The organism is Actinokineospora pegani (assembly GCF_009745975.1).
GTDB classification, from domain to species: domain Bacteria; phylum Actinomycetota; class Actinomycetes; order Mycobacteriales; family Pseudonocardiaceae; genus Actinokineospora; species Actinokineospora pegani.
In genome coordinates this window covers 158,109-179,597 of sequence record NZ_WHOL01000077.1, presented here as the reverse complement: position 1 = coordinate 179,597, position 21,489 = coordinate 158,109, and the positions used below count along the sequence as shown (strand labels likewise).

21 protein-coding genes and 2 pseudogenes are annotated in these 21,489 nt (G+C 69.9%); 13 read left to right on the top strand and 10 right to left on the bottom strand.

The genetic code is table 11. The features are described 5' to 3' along the window. Positions 1 to 304: contact-dependent growth inhibition system immunity protein (locus tag GCL84_RS12810; RefSeq protein WP_156755667.1), on the bottom strand; the 304-nt coding region annotated here is incomplete at its 3' end. Between the two features lie 597 nt (positions 305 to 901). Then, on the bottom strand, positions 902 to 1,210 hold the full coding sequence (locus tag GCL84_RS12805) for an ArsR/SmtB family transcription factor (RefSeq protein WP_156755666.1): 309 nt from the start codon (positions 1,208 to 1,210) through the stop codon (positions 902 to 904). Positions 1,211 to 1,271: 61 nt separating this feature from the next. Here GCL84_RS12805 and GCL84_RS12800 point away from each other — a divergent pair, with 61 nt between their 5' ends. Next, the gene (locus GCL84_RS12800) at positions 1,272 to 2,279 is read left to right on the top strand and encodes a zinc-binding dehydrogenase (RefSeq protein ID WP_156755665.1); all 1,008 of its coding nucleotides are present in this window, start codon (positions 1,272 to 1,274) and stop codon (positions 2,277 to 2,279) included. Positions 2,280 to 2,405: 126 nt separating this feature from the next. On the opposite strand, the gene GCL84_RS12795 is transcribed toward GCL84_RS12800, so the two are convergent. Both GCL84_RS12795 and GCL84_RS12790 read right to left on the bottom strand, forming a co-directional pair. Next, positions 2,406 to 3,068, bottom strand: a complete 663-nt coding sequence (locus tag GCL84_RS12795) for a response regulator (protein WP_156755664.1) — start codon at positions 3,066 to 3,068, stop codon at positions 2,406 to 2,408. After that, on the bottom strand, positions 3,065 to 3,910 hold the full coding sequence (locus GCL84_RS12790; protein ID WP_156755663.1) for a sensor histidine kinase: 846 nt from the start codon (positions 3,908 to 3,910) through the stop codon (positions 3,065 to 3,067). Before GCL84_RS12790 ends, GCL84_RS12795 begins: the two co-directional genes overlap by 4 nt. 565 nt (positions 3,911 to 4,475) lie before the next feature. Between GCL84_RS12790 and GCL84_RS29990 the strand changes: the two are divergent. The 4 genes and pseudogenes from GCL84_RS29990 to GCL84_RS12770 all read left to right on the top strand — a co-directional run. After that, positions 4,476 to 5,225: pseudogene (locus tag GCL84_RS29990) on the top strand (asparagine synthase-related protein); the annotation flags it as partial. Between the two features lie 187 nt (positions 5,226 to 5,412). Beyond that, positions 5,413 to 5,868, top strand: coding sequence for an asparagine synthase-related protein (locus tag GCL84_RS29235; protein ID WP_156755661.1), 456 nt, complete (start codon positions 5,413 to 5,415; stop codon positions 5,866 to 5,868). Next, the gene (locus GCL84_RS12775; protein ID WP_156755660.1) at positions 5,865 to 6,131 is read left to right on the top strand and encodes a PqqD family peptide modification chaperone; all 267 of its coding nucleotides are present in this window, start codon (positions 5,865 to 5,867) and stop codon (positions 6,129 to 6,131) included. The genes GCL84_RS29235 and GCL84_RS12775 overlap by 4 nt, the downstream gene beginning before the upstream one ends. Further along, on the top strand, positions 6,128 to 6,517 hold the full coding sequence (locus GCL84_RS12770; protein WP_156755659.1) for a lasso peptide biosynthesis B2 protein: 390 nt from the start codon (positions 6,128 to 6,130) through the stop codon (positions 6,515 to 6,517). The genes GCL84_RS12775 and GCL84_RS12770 overlap by 4 nt, the downstream gene beginning before the upstream one ends. Here the strand turns inward: GCL84_RS12770 and GCL84_RS30950 are convergent. Both GCL84_RS30950 and GCL84_RS12760 read right to left on the bottom strand, forming a co-directional pair. After that, positions 6,514 to 6,690: pseudogene (locus GCL84_RS30950) on the bottom strand (Imm1 family immunity protein); the annotation flags it as partial. The gene GCL84_RS12770 and the pseudogene GCL84_RS30950 overlap by 4 nt on opposite strands. 133 nt (positions 6,691 to 6,823) lie before the next feature. After that, positions 6,824 to 7,501 (bottom strand): TetR/AcrR family transcriptional regulator, encoded by a 678-nt coding sequence (locus GCL84_RS12760; RefSeq protein ID WP_156755658.1) that lies wholly within the window; start codon positions 7,499 to 7,501, stop codon positions 6,824 to 6,826. A gap of 125 nt (positions 7,502 to 7,626) precedes the next feature. Between GCL84_RS12760 and GCL84_RS12755 the strand changes: the two genes are divergently transcribed. The 8 genes from GCL84_RS12755 to GCL84_RS12720 all read left to right on the top strand — a co-directional run bounded on the left by GCL84_RS12755 (position 7,627) and on the right by GCL84_RS12720 (position 14,983). After that, complete coding sequence (locus GCL84_RS12755) at positions 7,627 to 8,745, top strand: VOC family protein (RefSeq protein ID WP_156755657.1); 1,119 nt, start codon at positions 7,627 to 7,629, stop codon at positions 8,743 to 8,745. Continuing rightward, the gene (locus tag GCL84_RS12750) at positions 8,742 to 9,677 is read left to right on the top strand and encodes a fumarylacetoacetate hydrolase family protein (RefSeq protein ID WP_156755656.1); all 936 of its coding nucleotides are present in this window, start codon (positions 8,742 to 8,744) and stop codon (positions 9,675 to 9,677) included. The genes GCL84_RS12755 and GCL84_RS12750 overlap by 4 nt, the downstream gene beginning before the upstream one ends. After that, positions 9,674 to 11,161: a bifunctional 3-(3-hydroxy-phenyl)propionate/3-hydroxycinnamic acid hydroxylase MhpA gene (gene mhpA, locus GCL84_RS12745; protein WP_156755655.1), complete on the top strand. Its 1,488-nt coding sequence runs from the start codon at positions 9,674 to 9,676 to the stop codon at positions 11,159 to 11,161. The genes GCL84_RS12750 and mhpA overlap by 4 nt, the downstream gene beginning before the upstream one ends. Before the next feature lie 58 nt (positions 11,162 to 11,219). Continuing rightward, positions 11,220 to 12,014 carry an SDR family oxidoreductase gene (locus GCL84_RS12740; protein WP_156755654.1) on the top strand — a complete coding sequence of 265 codons (795 nt, stop codon included), beginning with the start codon at positions 11,220 to 11,222 and terminating at the stop codon, positions 12,012 to 12,014. 538 nt (positions 12,015 to 12,552) lie between these two features. Next, positions 12,553 to 12,930 (top strand): ArsR/SmtB family transcription factor, encoded by a 378-nt coding sequence (locus tag GCL84_RS12735; RefSeq protein ID WP_156755653.1) that lies wholly within the window; start codon positions 12,553 to 12,555, stop codon positions 12,928 to 12,930. Next, the gene (locus tag GCL84_RS12730; RefSeq protein ID WP_235926188.1) at positions 12,927 to 13,571 is read left to right on the top strand and encodes an SRPBCC domain-containing protein; all 645 of its coding nucleotides are present in this window, start codon (positions 12,927 to 12,929) and stop codon (positions 13,569 to 13,571) included. Before GCL84_RS12735 ends, GCL84_RS12730 begins: the two co-directional genes overlap by 4 nt. A gap of 50 nt (positions 13,572 to 13,621) precedes the next feature. Next, positions 13,622 to 14,119 (top strand): SRPBCC family protein, encoded by a 498-nt coding sequence (locus GCL84_RS12725; protein ID WP_235926186.1) that lies wholly within the window; start codon positions 13,622 to 13,624, stop codon positions 14,117 to 14,119. 246 nt (positions 14,120 to 14,365) lie between these two features. Then, positions 14,366 to 14,983, top strand: a complete 618-nt coding sequence (locus GCL84_RS12720) for a DUF4232 domain-containing protein (RefSeq protein ID WP_156755652.1) — start codon at positions 14,366 to 14,368, stop codon at positions 14,981 to 14,983. Between the two features lie 256 nt (positions 14,984 to 15,239). Here GCL84_RS12720 and GCL84_RS12715 read toward each other — a convergent pair whose 3' ends face one another. From GCL84_RS12715 to GCL84_RS12700, 4 genes are all read right to left on the bottom strand, one after another. Then, complete coding sequence (locus GCL84_RS12715; protein WP_156755651.1) at positions 15,240 to 15,503, bottom strand: hypothetical protein; 264 nt, start codon at positions 15,501 to 15,503, stop codon at positions 15,240 to 15,242. A 119-nt stretch (positions 15,504 to 15,622) separates the two neighbouring features. Further along, positions 15,623 to 17,620, bottom strand: a complete 1,998-nt coding sequence (locus GCL84_RS12710; RefSeq protein ID WP_156755650.1) for a glycoside hydrolase — start codon at positions 17,618 to 17,620, stop codon at positions 15,623 to 15,625. A 26-nt stretch (positions 17,621 to 17,646) separates the two neighbouring features. Beyond that, positions 17,647 to 19,002 (bottom strand): lipase family protein, encoded by a 1,356-nt coding sequence (locus tag GCL84_RS12705; protein ID WP_156755649.1) that lies wholly within the window; start codon positions 19,000 to 19,002, stop codon positions 17,647 to 17,649. Positions 19,003 to 19,016: 14 nt separating this feature from the next. Further along, positions 19,017 to 21,170, bottom strand: coding sequence for an outer membrane protein assembly factor BamB family protein (locus GCL84_RS12700; protein WP_197523203.1), 2,154 nt, complete (start codon positions 21,168 to 21,170; stop codon positions 19,017 to 19,019). Positions 21,171 to 21,489 lie beyond the last annotated feature (319 nt).

Sequence of the window (21,489 nt, the reverse complement as noted above, 5' to 3'; positions counted from 1 at the left end):
AACCCAGACCGATGGGAATGGATCGCGAGCCGTTGGACAACCCAGCGGCGGCCTGCCACAGGTCGTTCGCGAGGTGGCCGTCGCCGTGGTTGACCAGGTGCTGCGCGTCCTCGGCGAGGACACGGGCGAAGGCGGGCGGCAGCTCGGTGACGTAGGCGATGACGACCCCGCGCTCGGTCGCGAAGCGCAGGCTCCAGTCCTGGTGGAAATAGGAGCTCAGGTCTGAGAGGCCGAAGCCGTCTTCGCCGAGGTTGTCATCGTTAAGGTCGTCTTCGTCGAGGTTGCTCGTGCTGGGATTGTGCAAAGAGACCACCTAGATCGGGAACGCGGTGTAGACATAGTAGCCACCCTTATGTCCCTTCTTGCGCTGAAGCACGATTTTAAACTCGTTGCCTGTCGCTGTGATCGCCCCATTGGTGGCGACCACCCCCAGCGAGGGTCCTCTGAGGTTGTCCCCGGAGACCGGACACCGGGGACAACCTCAGGGAGTGCGCGAAGCCGAGCTTCTTGACGTCCATGTGGACTAATTCGCCGGGTGGTCGCGTTCGTAGCGGACCGCAGTGGCCTTGGCGGCCCGGATGGCCTGGCCGGTGACCGAATCCAGGGCGGCCAGCCAGGGGAGATGGTGGCGGGCCAGGACCCGGGGGAGACGATCCGGGCGGGGGCCCCCAGCTCACTTTCGGGAGGCGCACATCGCTGCGACGATGGGCGACTGCGGCCACCCCGCCCCGATGCCGATCGACGATGAACTGCCTGCCGTGGACGGTGGTGCGGGCGTTACCGTGGGACACGGAGACCTCCAGGCCAGGTGGGTGACGTCGCAATCACCACCGCACCCGGAGGTCTCCCCCATTTCAAGCACCCACCACCGGCGTGTCACCAACCTCCCGGCTCAGCACACCTAGAATACGTCGCGCAGGGTCTCCAGGAGACGGGCGATGTTCGCCTCATCGCGGCGGTAGTAGGTCCACTTGCCCCGCCGGGTGGCGACCACGAGCCCCGCTTGCCGCAGCATCGAGAGGTACTGCGAGGTGGTCGACTGCCCCAGACCCACACGCTGCTGGATGTCGGTCACGCAGACACCGATCTCCACGTCGCCGGGCTCCTGGCCGGGGAAACTCATCGGATCCTTGAGCCACACCAGCATCTGACGGCGGGTCGGGTTGGACAGGGCCCGGAACACAGCCAGCAACTCCGTCTCCGCGAACACGAGGTGAGCCTACCCCACATACATATTGACGATTCGCGATATGTCGATCTAAGGTTGGCGCATGCCCTCATCGATGCGTGTGATGGAACTCGTCCACTTCGGTGGCGCGGACACCGCGTTCGCCGCCCGAGAACTGCCACGGCCCACTCCCGGCGCCGGCCAGGTGCTGGTCCGCGTGCTGGCCACGTCAGTGAACCCTCTCGACCTCCAGACCCGGCGCGGCGACTACCGCGACCAGCTGACACTGCCTGCGGTCATCGGCAACGACGTGTCCGGCGTGGTGGTCGAGACCGGCCCCGGTGCGGACGACTTCCAACCAGGCGACGAGGTCTGGTACCTGACACCGATCTTCGCCGGGCCGGGAACCTACGCCGAGTTCCACGTGGTCGACCAGGCCCTGGTCGCCCGCAAGCCCGCACAGTTGTCGCACGTCGAGGCCGCCGGACTCGCACTCGCGGGGGTGACGGCGTGGGAGGCGCTGGTCGAACGCGCCGGGGTACGGGCCGGGGAACGAGTCTTGGTGCACGGCGGAGCGGGCGGCGTCGGCTCGGTCGCCATCCAGATCGCCAGCGCGCTGGGAGCCGAGGTGGTGACCACCGCACGGGCAAGAGACCACGAGTTCGTCACCGGACTGGGAGTCGACACCGCGATCGACTTCTCGGCCGGTGACTACGTTCCACAGGTCCGCGCACTGGGCAGGGTGGACGTCGTACTGGACACGGTGGGCGGGGACACCCTGGCCCGCAGCCCGGAGGTCCTCGCCGACCGAGGCCGCGTGGTGTCTATCGTGGACATACCCGAACCGCAGAACCTGCTCGCCGCGTGGGGCGTGAACGCGACCTACCACTTCCTCTTCGTCAGCCCCGGCCGGGCGAAACTCGCCGCCCTCGGCCGGCTGGTCGACCAAGGCGAACTCCGGCCGGTGATCGGCGCGGTGCTCCCGCTGCCCGACGTCGCACAGGCACACGCACTGCTGGAAGGCTCGGTCGAGGGCCGCGGACGGCCACGCGGCAAGATCGCCATCGCCGTGCGCCCCCTGGACGAGCCGCCGCACCGGACAACATCGTGATGGTCCTGCAGAACCGGTCCGCCGCCGAGGCGTTCGACGCGCTGCGCGTGATCTCCCAGCACACCGACGTCACGCTTCACGACGTCACCGCGATCATGAACGCGTGCCGCACCGTCCCTCCCCTGTTCAGCTCTGGGGCACCACCAGCCCCAGGTTGTAGGCGGCGATGACGAGCTGGGCGCGGTCGCGCGCCTCGAGCTTGCTCAACAGCTTGCCGACGTGGGTCTTGACCGTCTTGACCGAGATGCTCAACGTGTCGGCGATCTCGGTGTTGGACAAGCCGCGGCCGATGACGGTGAGGATCTCCACCTCCCGCTGGGTGAGCCCGTCGGCGGGGGGCGGCTGGTGGCGCGGGGTGGAGAGGTAGTGCTCGACCAGGTGGGTGAGGACCGTGGGCGCGAACGGGGACTCGCCCGCGTGCGTGCGGCGGACGGCGCTGATGAGCTCGTCGAGGTCGGTGTCCTTGAGCAGGAATCCGCTGGCTCCGGCGCGCAGGGCGCCGTTGACGTGCTCGTCGAGCTCGAACATCGTCAGGACGAGGACCTTGGTGTGGGCCAGGTCCGGGTCGGTGGTGATGTCGCGGGTGGCGGCGATGCCGTCGCGCCCGGGCATGCGCAGGTCCATCAGCACCACGTCCGGGCGCAGCTCCCTGGCCAGCGCCACCCCGTGATCGCCGGTCTCGGCCTGCCCCACCACGACCAGGTCCGGCGTGGCGCCGATGACCGCGGCCAGGCTGTGGCGCAGCAGCGCCTGGTCGTCGACCAGCAGGACCCGGATCGGGGCGGTCATCGGGCAGCCCCGTCGGGGAGGCGCGCGGTGAGCAAGAAGCCGGTGGCGGCGGGGCAGGCGTCGAGCGTGCCGCCCAGGGCGTCGACCCGCTCGCGCAGGCCCACCAGGCCGTGGCCCGCGCCAAGGGTGGGGTGCCACTCGGTGCGCGGGCCGTCGTCCCGCACGACCACGACGACGCAACCGCCGTCGCGGGCCAGGTGGACCAGGAGGTCGGTCGGTCCCGCGTGGCGAGAGGTGTTGGCGATGGCTTCCTGGACGATCGCGCAAACCGTCGCCTGGACGCCCGGGGAGACCTCGCCGAGGGCGTCGACGGACAACCGGGCGGTGTGGCCCGCCGCGCGGGCGGCGTCGACGATGCCAGCGAGGTCGGACAGGCTCCGCACCGGTCGCAGCGGCACGGAGTTCCGGTCGCTCGCGCGCAGCACGGTCAGCATGCGCCGCAGCTCCGCGACCGCCTCCCGACCCAACCGCTCCACGTCCACCAGCGCCTGCTCGGACTCCCCGGGCACCCGGCGGGCGGCCGCGGCGCGCATGATGATCACACCCAGGCCGTTGGAGACGATGTCGTGCAGTTCCCCGGCGATCCGGATCCGCTCCTGGTCAGCCGCCCGCTCCGCCGCCCACGCGGTGAGCCGGGCCTCGTACTCCGCCCGGCGCCTGCGGGCGCGGACCACCGTCCAGGCGGTCATCCCGACAGCCAGCACGGCCACCGCGGGCGGGATCACCACCGTCCCCGGCCCTTGGGCACCCACCGCCAAGAGCACCGCTAGGAGCACGCCCAGCGCGGCCGCGTAGACGAGCCATGCGCGTGACCGCCGAACGGGTCGATCGCCTGTTGTCATTGTATTCAGACTACCGCGCTCGTGACGGAAATCCGCACACGTGGGTTTCTACCGACCGTGCGCAGCGAGAATTCCGATCACCCCATTTAGGTTAAGGCAGAACGGTTTCCGCCCGCTGTAGTCCGTGGTAACTCCGTTCGTACGCGCGTCCCAGAGGAAATCTCATGGAGACGGATTCAGCTCTGCGGGGGGCAGGGCTGCCGAGAACATCGCCGACGTTGTCGCGACCGGGGGCACCGGTCACAGGTTTGGCTGCGCGAAGAACCGGTGGATCGTCTCGGCACCGGACGCGCAGTGGCACGAGATCGCGTCCCCGCCCGGTGCTCGCATTGTTTGCACCACTCCCCCGGCGACCGCGCTCGACATCGACCGGGTGGCCGGCAATTCCATTGGTCATCATTCTTGGGATTTCGTCGCTGAACACATTTCTGCGCACGCCCATTTTATCGGGCAAGGGCCGGGCGGAACCCGTTTGCAGGGAAACCTGTCAGGTTCCTGTCGATTCTTCTGGACGCTGGACAACAACCTGCCACTCGTGTCGGACTCACCCGCCGTGCTGCGCGCCATGACCGGTGCCGCGCCCGACCTGACCTCGGTGGCGCTGGCGAAGGCGATGCCGATTCAGCCGTTCGCGCACCGCACGATGTGGTCAGGGGTCGCCGCGGTGGAGATCGGGCGGTGGCTGCGGCTGCCCCCGAGCACGCATCGCTGGTGGTCACCCGCCGGCGGGTCCGCGCTCCCGGTCGCGGACGCCGCGGCCGGTGTGCGCGACGCGTTGCGGGACGTCCTGCGCGCGCAGTCGCGGTCGGCCGACCTGGTGACCGCGGACCTGTCGGGCGGCCTGGACTCGACGAGCATCTGCTACGCGCTCAGCGATCTCGGCCAGCGGTTGCGCACCTTCCGCACCTCCTCGACCAGCCCGTGGAACGACGAGACCGGGCGGGCCAGGGCAGCCGCCGCCGACCTGGGGGTCGACCTGGTCGAGTTCCCGCCGCTGTCGGAGACCAGCACGGCGTTCACGCTGGACGCCCGCGCCGACCCGGCAGAGCTGGCCGAGGGCCCGGTGGTGTGGTCGGCTTCGCGCGGTTACCTGGACGTGCTGGCCCCGGCGGTGGCCGAGACGGGGTCGCGGGTGCACTTCACCGGTCTGGGCGGTGACGAGCTCTTCGACATCGTGCCCGGCGCGTACCGGTCGGTGTGGGCAGAGCGCGGCCTGGGCGCGCTCGGGGTCCTGCGCCGGCACCAGTTGTCCGGCAAGGTCCCGTTGCGCCCGTTCGTCTCCGGGGTCACCGACCGGCGCTCCTACGCAGCGCACCTGCGGTCGGTGGTGGCCGCGGTGGCCACGGGCCGCGCCGCGCGGCGATCGGACTCCTACTCGTGGTTCCCGCCGCCGGTGCTGCCCGGCTGGCTGACCGCCGAGGGGCGCGCGCTGGTGGTGGGCGCGCTCGAGGAGGTGGCGGCCGGGGACCCCGAGCCGCTCGGCGCGGACCCGACCGCACCAGGTGGTCGAGTCGATCAGCTACCAGGGGCAGATCCTCCGGCAGTTCGGCGTAGTGTTCGCGGGCACCGGCATCACCTGGCAGGCCCCGTTCACCGACCGCCGCGTGGTCGAGGCGGCGCTGCGGGCGCCGGTGTCGGCGCGCCTGGACGCCCGGGAGGACAAGCGGCTGCTGGCCGAGGCGGTGGCCCCGTTCATGCCGCGCGCGTTGTTCGCCAAGCGGGACCGCGGTGATTTCACCGCCGCCATCTACGCCGAGCACCGCAGGCGCAGGCACGACCTGGTGGCGGGCTTCGCCACCGCCCGCCTCGCCGACCTCGGGCTGGTCGACCCGCACCGCCTGCTGCCGCACTTGGAGTCCCCCGCGCTCGCGGACGTGGGCCTGCTGGAGCTGGAGCGGGTCGTCGGCGCCGAGCGGTGGCTGCGGGCGATCGACAACGAGACGAGGAGCACCAGATGACACTGCGCCTGCGCCCCGGCGTGACCATCCACGAGTCCGGCGACCAAGCGATCCTGCTCGGCACCGGCCGCGACGCCGCCTACTGGCGCCTCAACGGGACCGCCAAGCAGATGGTGACCCTCCTGCTCGACGGCCGCGACGTCGAGACCGTCGTCACGGCCACCACCGCGGTGGTGGCGGCCGACGCCGCCGTGGTCCGCCGCGACGTGGAGAACCTCGTGACGGCACTGCTGGACGCGAAGCTCGCAGAGGACGCCGGATGATCGACACACGGGCCCGGCTCGCCGTGGGCGTCGCCCGGCTGCTAATCGCGCTCTCGCCCCAGCGGCTGGCGCGGGCGGTGGCGTTCCTGCACCGCGGTGCGCGCCCGGCGTCCGCAGAACTCGCCCAGCGGGCGCGGAACACCGTTTGCGCGACGAGTGCGCGGTGCACCGGCCAGGGCTGCCTGCCGCGCTCGGTGGCCGTGGTCGTGTACTGCCGCCTGCACGGGCGCGCGCCGGACTGGTGCACCGGTTTCGCACTGGACCCGTTCACCGCGCACGCTTGGGTGGAGGTGGACGGCACGCCGGTCGGCGAACCGCCGAAGATCTCCGAGTACGTCGTCAGCCAGGCGGTCCGGCTGCGGGCGCCGGCCGCTGCCCGAGGCTAGTGCTGCATCTCGGGACCTTCCCATGCCTGCCAGGCCACGGCGGTCGGGCGCTGACCGGTGTAAGCGAACTCGTGCACTGCTCGGCGGACCTCGGCGACAGGGAGTCGGCTGTTGGCCGGGACTTCCCAGGCTTCGACTGTCTGTTTCAGCGAAGATTCTTCAGCGGACCCCGAGGGGCCGTCAGAGCCGTAAGCGGAAGCTCGCCGATCCCTCGTCGCGAGGCTGGTGGTCGCACTGCCTCAAGTCGATTGTGCGGCAGACCACCAGGTCACGGTCGGGCCCGTGGTGTGCGGGCGGAGGCCCTTCTCACGGGCCGCTGATCGGCCCGGTCGTGAGGTCGGGGAGGGGTTTGCGCGCGGTGGCGCGGGCGAGTCCGCGGGGCATGCCGAAGCCGACCAGCAGTTGTTCGGTGAACCGCTCCGGGGTGTCGGGGGTCCACAGCTCGGGGTGCTCGAGGCGGAGGTGGATGAGGCCGAGCAGGGACCCGCCGGTGATCGCGAGGGCGAGGGGTGGGGTGGTGGCGTCGAACTGCCCGTCGGTGACGGCGCGGGTGATGTCCCGCAGGGCCCTGGGTGCCAGGCCGCGGTCGGAGTTGAGGTAGCGCATGCCGGTCCTGGACAGGATGCCCGCGATCTGCGGGTGGCTGTCGGCCAGGCGGATGGTGACCCGGAGGCTGGCCGCGAAGACGGTCGCCGCGTCCTGGAAGTGGGCGGTGTGCCGGTCGAGCATGTCGGCGTGCTCTTCGAGGGCGTCCTCGATGGCGGCCTGGAGCAGGTCGTCCTTGGTGGGGAAGTGGTTGTAGAACGAGCCGAAGCCGACGTCCGCGGCGTCGGTGATCTCCTGGATGCTGATGTCCAGGTTCCCGCGGGTGGCCAGGAACTCGCGCGCGGCGTCGATCAGCGCCTGCCTGGTGCGCGTCCTGCGCCGGTCGTGCCGCGACGCACCGGAGCTCGCGGTCTCAGCGCCCTGGGGGGCCGTGCTCATGGCCGAACTCTAGCGGCACCGGACGGGGTGGACCCGTCGCTCCCGCGCCAGCTGGTTGCCTCGACCGTTTGGCATGTGTCATCGTAATTGATGAAAACATCAGACAAGCGGGTGGAGGGTGGGAGATGGCGGACGCTGCCCATGCGGGCCTGCACAGCGAGCGGGGCGCCCGGCGGCACGAGCACCCGGGCCGCGCTCTCGACCCGGTGATCAAGGTGCTCGACCTGGCCTGGTTGGAGTTCGACAAGACCGACCTGCCCAGGGCGGCGTCGTTCGCCCACGACTTCGGTTTCTCCGTCGCCGACCGGACCGGGGAGCTGCTGCGCCTGCGCGGCTCGTTCCCCGGGGCGCCGTGCGTGGTGCTCAGGCGCGGCCCGGTGTCGAGGTTCGCCGGGTTGGCCTTCCACGCCGCCGAGCGCGGCGACCTCGTCCGCCTCGCCGCGGCCACGGGGTCCCCGGTGCGCCGGTTCGGCGACGCCGACGAGGGCGAGGTGGTGAACCTGCGCGACCCGAGCGGGTTCGCCGTCCGGGTGGTGCACGGCGTGCCCGTGCTGCCGGGGTTGCCCGGTCAACAGGCGCACGCGCTGAACTTCGGCGTGGACCGCCCCCGGGTCAACCGGACGCAGCGACCCGCGCGTGAACCCGCGCGGGTGCAGCGCCTGGGGCACGTGGTGCTGGAGACCCCCGTCTTCCGCAGGGCGCTGGACTGGTACCTCGACGTCCTCGGCCTGATCACGAGCGATTTCCTGTTCCTGCCCGGGCAGCGCGACCGCGGTCCGACGATGGCGTTCCTGCGGTGCGACCGCGGCTCCGAACCGGCCGACCACCACACGCTCGCGATGCACTTGGGCCCCACGACCCAGTACGTCCACTCCGCCTACCAGGTGGCCGACCTCGACGCGATCGCCGCGGGCGGGGAGTACCTGACCGAACAGGGGTACCGCCGGGTCTGGGGCATCGGCCGCCACGTGCAGGGCAGCCAGATCTTCGACTACTGGCACGACCCCGACCGGCTGATGGTCGAGCACTTCGCCGACGGGGACCTGTTCGACAGCTCCGTGGAGCCCGGCTGGGCGTCCATGTCCGCCAGCGGCCTGTCCCAGTGGGGGCCTCCGGTCACCCGCCGGTTCCTGGGCAACACCCCTTCACCGGACCGGGTGCGTTCGGCCCTGCGCGCCCTGCGCGCGGACAACGAACTCGACCCCGCCCGCCTGTTGGGCCTGATGAAAGCGATGAGCACATGAGCACCGATATCCTGCGCACCAACGACTCCTGGTGGGTCGAGCGTCCCGGCGGTCGAGCGGTTCGAGTGGACACCGCCGCCGCGGACACCGCCGCACTGCTCGCCGACCGCCGTGCGGTGGACAACGCCGCGGACTCGTCGGAGGAGGGCGTCCCGGTCGGCGACCTGGCGTTGGAGTCGCCGGTGACCGCGCCGTGCCGGGTGGTGGCCCAGCTGATCAACTACCGCTCGCACGCCAAGGATTCCGGGGTCGCCCCGAACACCGGCGGGCCCACGTTCTTCCGCAAGGCGTCCGGGTCGATCACCGGCCCGCACGGTGCGATCACCACCCCAGAGCACGTCCGGCTGCTCGACTACGAGGTCGAACTCGGGCTGGTCCTGGGCGCCGAACTCCCGGTCGGCGCGGTGGTGACCGACGACGACCTCCCCCACCACATCGCCGGTCTGGTCGTCGCCAACGACGTCTCGGCCCGGGACGTGCAGCTCACCAAGGGCCAGTTCTACGAGAGCAAGTCCTACCCGACCTTCACACCGGTCGGCCCGCGGCTCACCCTGCTCGGACCAGGCGATCTCGCGAACCTGCCGAACCTGCGGCTGCGGTTGTGGGTCAACGACGAGCTCCGCCAGGACAGCACCACGGCGGACATGATCGTCCGACCAGCCCAGGCGCTGACCGCCCTGGCGCGGTTCCAGACCCTCTCCCCCGGCGACCTGGTCCTGACCGGCACACCCGGGGGCACCGCGCTCAAGGCGCCGCCGAAGCTGGTGGAGAAGGCGGGCTCGCTGGTCCCGCCCACCCTCAAGTGGAAGGTCTTCTTCGCCCGCCAGGCCAAGAACCCGCACTACCTGCGCGCGGGCGACGTCGTGACCGCCCGCATCGCCACCCCGGACGGCGCGCTGGACCTGGGCAGCCAGCGCTGCACGGTCGCATGAGCGCACCCGTGGTCATCCTCGGCGCTGGGCCGACCGGGCTGACCGCGGCCCTGCTGCTGGCGCGGCACGGGATCGGCACGGTCGTGCTCGAACGGCACCGCGACGTGTACCCGCTGCCCCGCGCGGTGCACCTCGACGACGAGGTCATGCGCGTGCTGCAGCAGGTGGGGGTGGCCGAGCGGTTCAGCGCGATCAGCAGGCCCGCGGCGGGGCTGCGGCTGGTCGACAGCGAACTCCGCACGATCGTCGAGTTCCGCCGCGACAGCCTCGTGGGCGTGCACGGCTGGCCGCAGGCGAACTTGTTCGACCAGCCCGACCTCGAGCGGCTGCTACGGTCGGCGGTGGCCCGCCACCCAGCGATCAGCCTGCGCGCGGGGACCGAGGCCACCGGGATCGAACCCCCGCCGGGCGGGCACGGGCTCATCCGGGTGCGCCTGCGCGAGGGTCACGTCGACGCTCGGGCGGTGCTCGGCTGCGACGGGGCCAACAGCCTGACCCGGGGGCACCTCGGCGCGCGGATGCGCGACCTGGGACCCGCTGAGCGCTGGCTGGTCGTCGACGTGCGCTGCGGGGCACCGCTGGGCACCTGGAACGGCGTGCACCAGGTGTGCGACCCGCGCCGGGCGGCCACCTACATGCAGATCGGGGCGCAGCGCCACCGCTGGGAGTTCCGGCTGACCGACACCGAGGCCCCCGACGACCTGGACCTGGCAGCGCTCCTGCACCCGTGGACCGGCGGCGTCGAGGTCGAGGTGTTGCGCCGGGCCGAGTACACCTTCCGCGCGCAGGTCGCCGACCGCTGGCGTCAGGGCAGGGTCTTCCTCCTCGGCGACGCCGCCCACCTCACCCCGCCGTTCATCGGCCAGGGCATGGGCTCGGGGCTGCGCGACGCGGCCAACCTGGCCTGGAAGCTCGCCGCGGTGCTCGACGAAGGTGCCGACGACCGGCTGCTCGACACCTACCAGGCCGAACGGCGCCCCCACGTCACGCACCTGATCCGCGTCGCCGTCGGCCTGGGCCGCGTGATGACCGGTGGCGACAACGGCGTGGCGGCCGTGCGGGAACGGGCGCTGCGCGCGCTCGGCCGGGTGCCCCGGTTCGTCGACCTCGTGCTCAGGACGGCCACACCCCGCCTGCGCCCCGGCCCCCTGGTGCGCGGGCGGCGCGACCGCCTCGCGGGCACGTTGTGCCCCCAGCCGCGTCTCCCGGGATCCGGGCGCAGGCTCGACGACGTGCTCGGCGACTCGTTCGGCCTGATCCACGCCGGCCCCCTCGACCCCGGCGCGGCCGTGATCGCCCACCGCCTCGACGCGGTCGCCGTCCCAGCCGACGACGTCCCCGAACTGCGCCGGTGGCTCGGCAAGGCCCACGCCGCCGTCATCCGCCCGGACCGGGTGGTCCTGACGAGCCTGCCCGCCCGGGCATCGCCCCGGTGGCTGAGCCTGCTCCCCGCCGCCCGTACCCACCCCGCGCGGCCCCGGTGATGACAGCAGCCCTGTCCGCGCCCACCAGCACCCCGCCACACGTCTCAGGAGACCAGACATGACCACCGCCGTCGTGACCGGCGCGTCCTCCGGCATCGGCCGCGCCACAGCCGCGGCCCTGCGCGACGCCGGGTTCACCGTCATCGGCACCGCCCGCGACCCGGCCACCGTCCCCGACCCCGTCCCCGGGGTCGACCTCCGAACCCTCGACCTCACCGACCCCGACTCCATCACCTCCTTCGCCGCCGAGGCGGGTCCGGTCGACGTCCTGGTCAACAACGCGGGCGAGAGCCAGGCGGGCCCCTTCGAGGAACTGCCGTTCGACGCGCTCGAGCGCCTGTTCACCACCAACGTCCTCGGCCCCGTCGAACTCACCCAGCTCCTGCTGCCCGGGATGCGCGAACGGCGGAGCGGGCGGATCGTCTTCATCGGATCCATGCTCGCCAGCTTCCCCCTGGCCTACCGGTCCTCCTACGTCGCGACCAAGGCCGCCATCCGCGGGTTCTCCGACGCCGCCCGCGAGGAGTTGTCCCCCTTCGGCATCGCCGTCACGACCGTCGAACCCGGCTCCATCAACACCGGCCTCAGCGCCCGCCGCACCACCTACCTCAACCCCGACTCGCCCCACCGCGAGGACTTCGACACGGTCCTGCGCGCCCTGCGGCGCAACGAAGCCAAGGGCGTCGGCCCGGAACGGGTCGCGGCCACCATCGTCAGGGCGATCCGCGCCAAGTCGCCGCGCGCGCTCTACGCCACCGGCAGCAAGGCCCCCGCCGCCTTCGCCCTCCGCCGCCTGCTGACCCCGGCGGCGTTGGCCCGGCTCGCGGCGCGCACCCACGACCTGCGCAGGTAGGCGCCGGTCGAATCTCGATCGCGGAGTTCCCAGGTCCGGCACGGCACGGCCCGGTTCGCGATGGTCGCGTCCTGGCCGGGTGCGGTGCGTTCGCCCACAGCTCGGGGATGTCGACAGACGGGTCGAGGCGGGCGATGGTTCGCGCCGCGTTCAAGGCCGGTTCGATGAGCACGTCGGCCATGGTGGGGTGTCGTGGGCTGGTCGCTGGTCAGCCAGAGAATTCGAGCCCCTGTCGCCACGGCGCCCACAAGACCGCAGGTCGGCGGTCTGGTCTCAGAGGAGTTGCTCCTCGGCAGCGCGGTGGGCCTGGTGCTGCCGTTTGGTGCGGGGTGGACTGGTGCCGGTGCGAGGCCGCCCAACGACTACCGCGGCGCGCCGGTCCAGACCGACCTGATCGACGCCAGCACCAGCCCCCAGCGACGACAGCCCTCACCGCCAGCGAAAGGGCCGACGGCCTCACTGGACAGATCACCAAGCCGACACTGCGCCAAAACACCAGGATTGACTTATATAAGCGAAGACCGGTATTGTCGCCGTCGTGCACGCGTTCGACATCCTCGGCGACCCCGTGCGCCGGCGCGTTCTGGAGCTGCTCGCCGACGGCGAGCAGACCTCCGGGGCGATCACCGACGTCATCCGGGCGGAGTTCGCGATATCCCAACCCGCTGTCTCCCAACATCTGCGCGTGCTGCGTGACAGCGGGTTCGCGTCGGTCCGGGCCGAGGGCACCCGCCGGTTCTACGCCATCGAGCCCGCGCCGCTGAGCGAGGTCGACGCGTGGCTGGGCCGGTTCCGCCTGCTTTGGGAACAACGCCTCGATGCCCTGGGAACCGAGCTGGCCCGGGGCAAGCGTGCCCGCGGGGCGCCCTCCCGAGGCACCGATGCGGGCCATCACCGAAAGGGACATGACACATGAAGGACGTCTTGGAAGAGCTGGCCGCCGCGCACCGGGCGATGGGCAAGGGCAGCGTGCCCGCCGGCGAGGCGTACACCGTGGAGCTGCGGCGTCGATACGACGCGCAGATCGGCGACGTCTGGGACGCCATCACCAGCCCCGAGCGGCTGCAGCGCTGGTTGAAGCCGGTCACCGGGGACCTGCGGCTTGGCGGGAAGTACGAGTTGGACGGTGGTGAGCACGGCGAGATCCTGCGGTGCGAGCCGCCGCGCCTGCTCAAGGTGTCCTGGCTCTACGGACCGGACGCCGACGCCTGGCCCGGCACGAGCGAGGTGGAGGTGCGGCTGGCCCCGGGCCCGAACGGCGACACCGAGTTCGAGCTGATCCACGCCGCGGCCGTCGGGGAGCCCTCCTTCCCGACCTACGGCCCCGGCGCCGGCGGCGTCGGCTGGGACCTGGCTCTACTCGCCCTGGCCCGACTCATCGCCGATGGCGAGAGCGCCGACCACGAGGAGTTCGGGAAGTCGCCCGAGGGGCGCGAGTTCAGCAGGCGCAGCGCTGCGGCCTGGGGCCAGGCCCACCTGGCCGCCGGTGGCGAACCTGAGCACGTCACGGCCGCGGTCGAGGCCACCACCAAGTTCTACGTGCCCGACCCAGCCTGACATTCCTGCTCCGCGATCGAGGAGCACAACCACACCCAGCAGGAAGAGCGATGCGCGCCATGAAGTACACCGTCTCGATCGAGATCGCCCTGCCCCGGGAGAGCGTGGTCCAGATGCTCGCCGACCCGGCACACCTGCCTCAGTGGCTGCGGGGCCTGGTGCTGCACGAGCCGCTGAGTGGGGTGCACGGCGCGGTCGGCACCAAGTCGCGGGTCGTGCTGCAGATGGGCAAGCGGAAGATGGAGTGCACCGAGACCATCACGCGCCGAGAACCCGCAGACCTGCACGGGATCCCGACGGAGAGCGTCGTTCACTTCGACCGCGAGATCGTCGCCGAAGGCATGTGGAACGCCGTGCGCGATCAGCTGACCGAAGCCGGTCCGGAGACGACACTCTGGGTGAGCGAGAGCGAATACCGGTTCAGCGGCTTCCTGATGCGACTGGTGGCGCCTCTGATGCCCGGCGCCTTCCGCAAGCAGTCGCGACAGCACATGGAGGATTTCAAGGCTTTCGCCGAGCAGGGCAAAGACGTCCGCGAAGGACACTGACCTGCTGTGACGGGTCTTCGAACCTGCCCCCTGATCTCCTCGCGGGATCGACAATGAGGCCGTACAGGACCCAAGGCCTTGCCGGAGAACGGCCTTGACCTCCGTCATCGGACCAGAAGCGCGGGGCGCGCACCGGGATCCCGGTGCGCTTGTGGCGCGAGTCGCTTCGTCTGCACCTAGACTCCCGGGTGGGCGTCTTCACAGAGGACCAGAAGAACCAGTTCTCGATCAGAGACAGGAGAACGCATGATCAAGCGCCTCGCCTCCGGAGCCACCGTATTGGCGGGCATGGCCGCGCTCACCGCCTGCGGCACCGAGTCATCCGTTCCCGAGAGCCAAGCGCAGAGCCCGACCCAGCCCGCACCAGGCAGCACCACAAGCACGTCGATCCCAGGGACTACTGCGACCACCACCACGGAGAACGCCGAGACCAACCGCTGTGCCACCTCCGACCTCGCGCTGGAGGTGGGTAAGCCGGTCGAGAACCAGGACTCCCCCGGACAGTTCAAGTTGGATCTGACCTACCGGAACACCTCGGGCGCGACCTGCGCCCTCTACGGGGTCCCGGGAGTGGATCTCGAGGGCCCTGAGAACCCCAATGGGTCGGTGTACCACCTCCCCCGCGTCGACAACGGCGTGAAGCACAACGAGGTGCCCTCGGGGTCGGCGGCATCCGCCTCAATCACCTTTCTGGTGCCCGACGGCCCCGCTGAGACGTGGATCCCGACCACTATCGTCACGACCCCTCCTGGCCAGACGACTCAGCTGACCGCCCCTTGGCCGTCGGGCACCCCTGTTCTGCGACAGGACTCCGCCACCCGCCCGGGTACTTTCGTCAATGGCATCCTCGGTACCACGAGCTGATCCTCACAGGATGACGCCCAGCTACCGCCTCGTCGTCACCCACCATCTCCGGCGCGGAGCCTGCGCGGGCGCATACGTCGCGGCGGGAGGTTCGGTCGAACGAATCAGGGGCGCAGGCGGCGGAGCCGAAGACCCGGCGGCGCGGAACCGGAGTCAGCGGCGGGCCGACCGCGCGCGCGGCTGTCGCCAGGCCGCAAGGCCGATGTGCACGGCCAGAGCGTGCCTGATGAACGCGGTGATGGCCCCGGCGTCGAGGTCAGCGACCAACAGCACCCGGTCCCCCTGTCCGCGCCCGGGGGCCGCCGTGCCCGTGCGGGCAGGTGGCCTGCGCAGTGATCGCCGTGACGCCCTCGAAGGTCGCCATCACCGCTGCGGTCCGGGCGGCGGCGAGCAGGCCCATCAGCCCGGCGCCCACCATGATGTACTGGCTGGAGGGGAACCGCTCGGTGGTCAGGTCCTCGTAGCCGTGACCCGGCGCGCCGAACAGCGCGCCGACCGGACTCCGCGCGAATCTGGTCACGCTGGCGAAGTTCTCGGGGGTGGCCAGACACCGTGGTCGACCTCAGCCCTGCCTGATCCACTTGCGCAGTGTCTCCGGGTCAGCCCGAACTTCGGCGCGATCAGTCGGGCCGCAGACCGTCAGCCGCCCACCGGATGGGCACCGGCCTCTCGGATAGCCGCATCCAAGTAGGTGCCGAGCTCGGCTTGCTGTGACTCCCGGCGTGGGGCCTCGAACACGTCGTAAGAGAGGTACTGGCCGATTCCTGGGGCGGTGGCGTACAGGGCCATGGTCGTCGGCGTGACCAAGCATGTTCCCGCTCCGAACTTGAAGTGCGGGAAGCTGTCCTGAGTCGGAGTGAACACGCGCTGGGCAAGCATGCGGGCTCGCACCTCGGAGGGGTGGAGGGCGAACAGGCTCGCCCGGTCGGCATCGGGAGTGCCGAGTGTCAGCAGGAACAGGTCTCCGTACTGATCGGTCAGGAGGTGGGCGGTGTCCGCGGGCGCACCGATCGAGCAGAAGAAGGAGGGTGTGAACGTCACGTCGCTCAGCGGTCCCGGGTTCGACCGGAAGGCGAACAACCGGCCCCGTGCGTACGCCCCCAGCACGTAGTGTCGTTTGACGCCCGACTGCGCGTCGGTGATTCCCACTCCATCGAGCGGCTCAGGGAACTCGATGTTGGCGGGCAACAGGGTGGGTGCCCCCATCGCGGTCACGGGGCCGAGGTCGTAGCAGCTGATCCGGGAACCCGTGGCGCTGTTGAGCGCCACCACGAGAAAGTCCCCGATCACCTGGGCGCCAACGCAGGACGTGTACGGGCCTTGGGCGAGTTCGTGCACCTGGACCGGCACACGGCTGGACTGATCGATCACGTACAGGTGCGCCGGGTTCTCGTCGGATGTGCAGAGGATCCAGTCCCGGTAGACCGAGAATGGACGTACCGAACCATCAACATAGGTGCTCACGTGGAACCGGTCCCGGGTACCGGTCTTCGGCACACCCTCGAACGCCCGCATGGCGTCCTGCACCCGGCCGCCCCAGTTCTGCTCGACTGGCATGCCGAACGAGGTGAGTCCCCGCTCGTGGTGCTGCTTGGACCGGTATGCCACGATCAGCCGGTTGTCGGTCGCCACAGCCTGGATCGACCCGTCCGCACTGGCCACATCAGGAAGGTTTTTGCCGGAGAGGCGAACGTACTCGCTGGGCGAGTTGAGGAGAAAGACGTTGACGTGCTGGCGGTCGGAACGCCCCCGGAAGAAGACGTACAGGTTGCCGTCATGCACGATGGGGGTTGGTGTATCGGTGGTGTGCGCCTTGGTGCTGTGCGGCACCGCCGTGGCTTTCTGCCACGCACCGTCCGCGCCGGTCTTGCAGGTGTAGAGGTTGCCGTCCTTCGACTTGCCCACCAGGAACGCGTACAACTCGTTGCCGTAGACGACCGTTGCTGGATCGGCGGAGGTCCGGATACCGGAGATCTTGGTGAGGTCGGTCTTGCTCCACCCGCCCTGCGTGTTCATGCTGGCGACGGCCACCCCGTGCCCGTCGTGCTCGCTGGTGCGGCAGAACACCCACAACCGACCGGCGAAGCCGATCGGCACCGGAACAGATTTGATCTTTATGCCGGTTTCCTTCACGAGGTCCACAGCACCGTCCCAGTTCACACCGTCTGCGGTGGACCGTGCGTAGACATGGTCATGCTTGTGCTCGCCGCGGAAGAAGACGTAGAGCCGGGCGCCGAACACCACCGGGGTGGGCGCCATCGAGGTGCGTCCCGCGATCCCATCGAAGATCGAGCGCGGCTCCGACCACCGCGCACCGTCCGATGAGCTGACATAGGTGATGCCCGTGTGGTCATCCGAGGGACGGTAGAAGAGGTACAGCCGGCCACCGAAGACCACCGGCGACAGTCCGGTGAACGACGTGACCGACGACGCGGTTTTGAACTCGGACGTGGCCGACCACATCTGTCCGTCGAAAGAGGACGTGTACTGGTCGACGTTCTTGTCAGATTGGTAGAACAGATAGACGACGGAGTTGAAGTTCACCAGCGCGGGGGCGCGACTGGTCAGCCCGCCCACCTGTTCGGTGATGTCGACAGACGGTGTCCAGCACAGCGCTGGGAGAACGCTTTCTGTCATACCGGCGGCTCCTGCGTGGTCGGCGGTCAAGGTGCGGGTCGCAGTGGGCAGGTGATGGTCCGGGTGGTGGCCCAGGACATCGCGTAGCCGTGGAGGTCGACGGTGGCGAACTCGATCCCGTTGACCACCACAGTGATCGAGTCCGGCCGCCAGCCCGACGGCTCGACCAGGTTGAGCGGATTGGCGGACGTAGTGAGGACCAACTTGGTCAGATCGCCGACGATGGGGTTGTACGGTTTGTTTTCGGGCCAACGCGCGAACAGGTCGTACCGGTGCTGCGAACCGGCCGCATAGCCGAGGTCAGTGTTGGTCAGCGGCCCCCACTTCACTCCCAGGAGTCGGACGACAGCGTCATCGGCACCACCCGCGTCGATCCGGTTACTGGTGCGCAGCACCACCTGCAAGCTGTCGATGCGCGTGGCCTTGGGCAACCGTGAGCTGCCCTTGACGGCTGCGTGCTCCAACGAGGCGAGGTAGTAGTTGCGCAGCCGGTGCGCCTCGAGCGGGGATGTCGCGGAGCCGAACTCGACCTCGATGATGTTGCCGATGACGTGCTGGTAGTCGACGAAGGTAGGTGTGGGCGCGGGTCCGTGCTGGCCGCCGTAATACCACTTGTAGTACGCCGGGGTCCAGCCCCGATCCGGTACGGACGGCACCCAATCGCGGGTGTTCACCACGCGATGGCACTCATCGGTGCTGTTCTGGACCAGTGCGGCCAGCTTCTCATTGCCGACACGCGGTGAGGCGAAGGTCCACAGTCGGGGCCAGGGACCCCGCACCGATGCTCTCAGGTCCACCGCGCACAGCGTCGCCAGTGCGGCGCCGAGGCTGTGGCCGGTGGTATAGACAGTCGCATTCCGATTTCGCGCCAGCGCTGTCTCGACGGTCGCGATGACCGACGCCCGCAGCCGTTGGTAGGCCGAGAGGAACCCGCGGTGCGCCCAGACCTCTTGCTTTCCGACATTCCACTTCTCGAACGGGTATTGGGTTTTGCCCAAGCTGGCCCACCCCTCCCCCAGGTCGGTCTTCAGGTCTTCGAGCACCGCGGTGCCCCGGAACGCCACCACGATCTCGGTCGCGGTCTCCGCGATGATCCCGAAGCACCTGCTTGAGGGCGTCTCGGAGTTCGGGTCCACGATCAACTGGTAGTGGTTGCGCTGCAACCATTGTTCCCGGCTGTCCGCCTGTTGCCAGGTCCCATCGAGGTTGGCGTAGCCGTCCTGGAACTCGTCGTCACTGAAGTAGGCGATGTAGGCGTCCTGGGCCAGGTTCGCCATCCGCAGCGCGGCCCGCAGGTTGAAGTACTGCGCCGCCAGAGGAACAAAGGTCTCCCCCGCGGTCGCGGGACGCACTGCTGAAGGAGTGGTCGCTGTCGTGGTCATCGAGGCACCTCTTCTCAGATCGAACCGGCCAGGGTCTGCGCGTACCAAGCGGTCGAGCCGAAGGCCACGGGGTCGCGGTGGCCGTCGCCCATAGTCACCTCGATGCCGGCGTGCTCCCAGCGGCTCGGTTCGCCTGGTGTCGACCTCGCGGCCATGGAGTCCACGACGGTGTCCCCGGGAACGACCATCCGGACCAAGGAGGGCACCCTGCTCTCACAGCGAGTGGCGAACTCGGCGTCGCCGGGGGCGGGGGCGCCGAATGTGACACAGGATGGCTGGGGGCCCGTTGGGCGCGTGGCGAGCTGGAGCGCGCAGAGCGTGGCCAACGGTCCCGCCCACCCCTGCCCGGTCACCACGATGGTGGCGGTCTTGAAGAACTGCGTATAGAACTCGATCTTCTTCCAGATGGCCTGGTAGTCGGCCAGCGCCTGGGCGTTGACCATCCCGCTGCCGAGTCCGCCGACTTCTTTCGGCACCCGGGCCAACGTCGCGGCTGCCGGGCCGTACGCCGTCAGGTTGCGGCGCTGGTCGACGCCGAAGGCGATCACCAGGACCGGCCGATCATCGGAGGGTCTACGCAGGTGGAAGATCGCCGCGGTGCCGTAGAGCTTCGTGCCCTCGACGGGTTGCCGCGTGGCGATCAGCTGCCAGTTCGCCGGGACCGCGGAGCGGTGGGCCGGGTCGACGACCGCGTCGGCCAGCATGCACGCGCGCAAGTAGCAAGCCAGATCAGTGTACGGGCCCCCATCCCGCAGCCCGGCAGTGAACGCGATCTGGGTGCCGTCGGTGGTGGCGGTGCACACCGTTCCTGAGAACACCCGTGGCGGGCCGGCTGGCCTGCGCTGCGCCGGGAACGTGACATCGCTCGTCTCCCCGGCACTCAGCGCGTACAGCTTGTGGCCGGCGGTCACGTAGGCGACGCCATCGGCGAGCACGAGGTCGTGTTCGACCGCGCCCTCGACGGAGACCGGAGAACCGGCCTCGGCCCCGGTGGCGAGGTCGATCGAGTGCACGCGACCGCTCGTGGTGCCGACGAGGACGACCCCGTCGCGCACCACGGGTCGGGCGCGCACCGCCGACCCGAGGTCCACGACCCAGCACTGGGCGCCGATGGCGGCGTCCATGGCCATGACCACGCCAGCCTCGGTGCACACGACCACGATCGTCCGGTCGACGAGCAATGGAGTCGCGTGCACGGCCGACCCGAGGTCCTTGCCCCAGATCTCCCGGCCGGTGTTCAGGTTCACCGCGCGCACGGTGCCGTCCCCCGAACCGAAATAGAGGGTCTGCTCGCCCAGCGCGACCGAGGTGGAGGTGGAGGTGGGGGTGCGCGCCTCCTCCGCTCTCGGGTAGCACCACCGCTCCGCGCCGTCACGGAGACTCAACGCGTGCAGGACTCCTGCGTTGGTGACGATGTAGGCCGTGTCCTCGAACAGCACTGGCGCCGCGGACACCATGCCGGACACGACCGACCACCAACGCCCGGCCCCGGTGTCGAGGGAGACCGCGTAGATCTCCTCATCGCTGGCGACGACCGCCGTGCGCTGGACGAGGCTGACGGCGGCGGGGCTCGTGGCCTGCCTGCCCTGGAAGGTCCATTCGACCTGCCCGGTCAACGATTGCGCGCACACCAGGGGAGGGTTCCCGGCGACCACCTGGTGTTCGCCGAAGGCGGCGGGCCCGCCGACCGCGGCACCCGCCAATCGCCGGGACCACAGCCTGTTCCCCTCGGCCGGTTCACCGAGCATTTGCATGGGCGTGGGGGGCTTCGTCCCGACCATGAAGCGACGGCTGGCCTCGACCAGGTAGATGTTGTCCGGATCGGATTTCGCCACCACCGACGAGGACAACCGCAGCTGCGCGGGCTGGATCTGCCGGGTGGTGAAGACCGTCCAGTCGTCGGCGATGTCGTCGAGCACGAGCATGCCCGACGGGGCCAGCCGGATCACCCGCCCGGATTCGGGATCCCGCAGTCGCACCAGATAGGAATCCACCTCGTGCTCGCCGAGGTCGACGAGCTCGAAGGCGATCGCGGCCGCCCGTTCGGAGACGACGGTGACGAATGGCGAGCCCTGGTTGTCGTGCTCTGACGACTGGGCCAGGTACCGGCCGTCCGGTGTCTGGAGGTACCAATTGTCCCACGCCTTGACACCAAGTCCGTTACGCACTGTCGACTGTGAGTGGCTGCGCGTCATATGGCCAGTGTCGCGTGCGCCATCGGCCGCAAGATAGGAGAGTCATCCGTTCTAATGAAGATCGACGCGTTTGACGGGCGATTTCCCTTGCAGAATTTCAAGCGGTTCGCAATAGGCCATCCGGGTTCCACCGAGCCATTGCAGGCCGTCGCGACGAAAGGCGGATAACACCCGTGGTCACTGCTTGCCGCCGCAGTGCGTCCCCTGTAGGAATTCGCTCCAGCCGGGGCGTTCGAATGGTCTTGCTCAAAGGCTGACCCGCGACCCGGCGCCTTCTCACGGCTCACGCAGG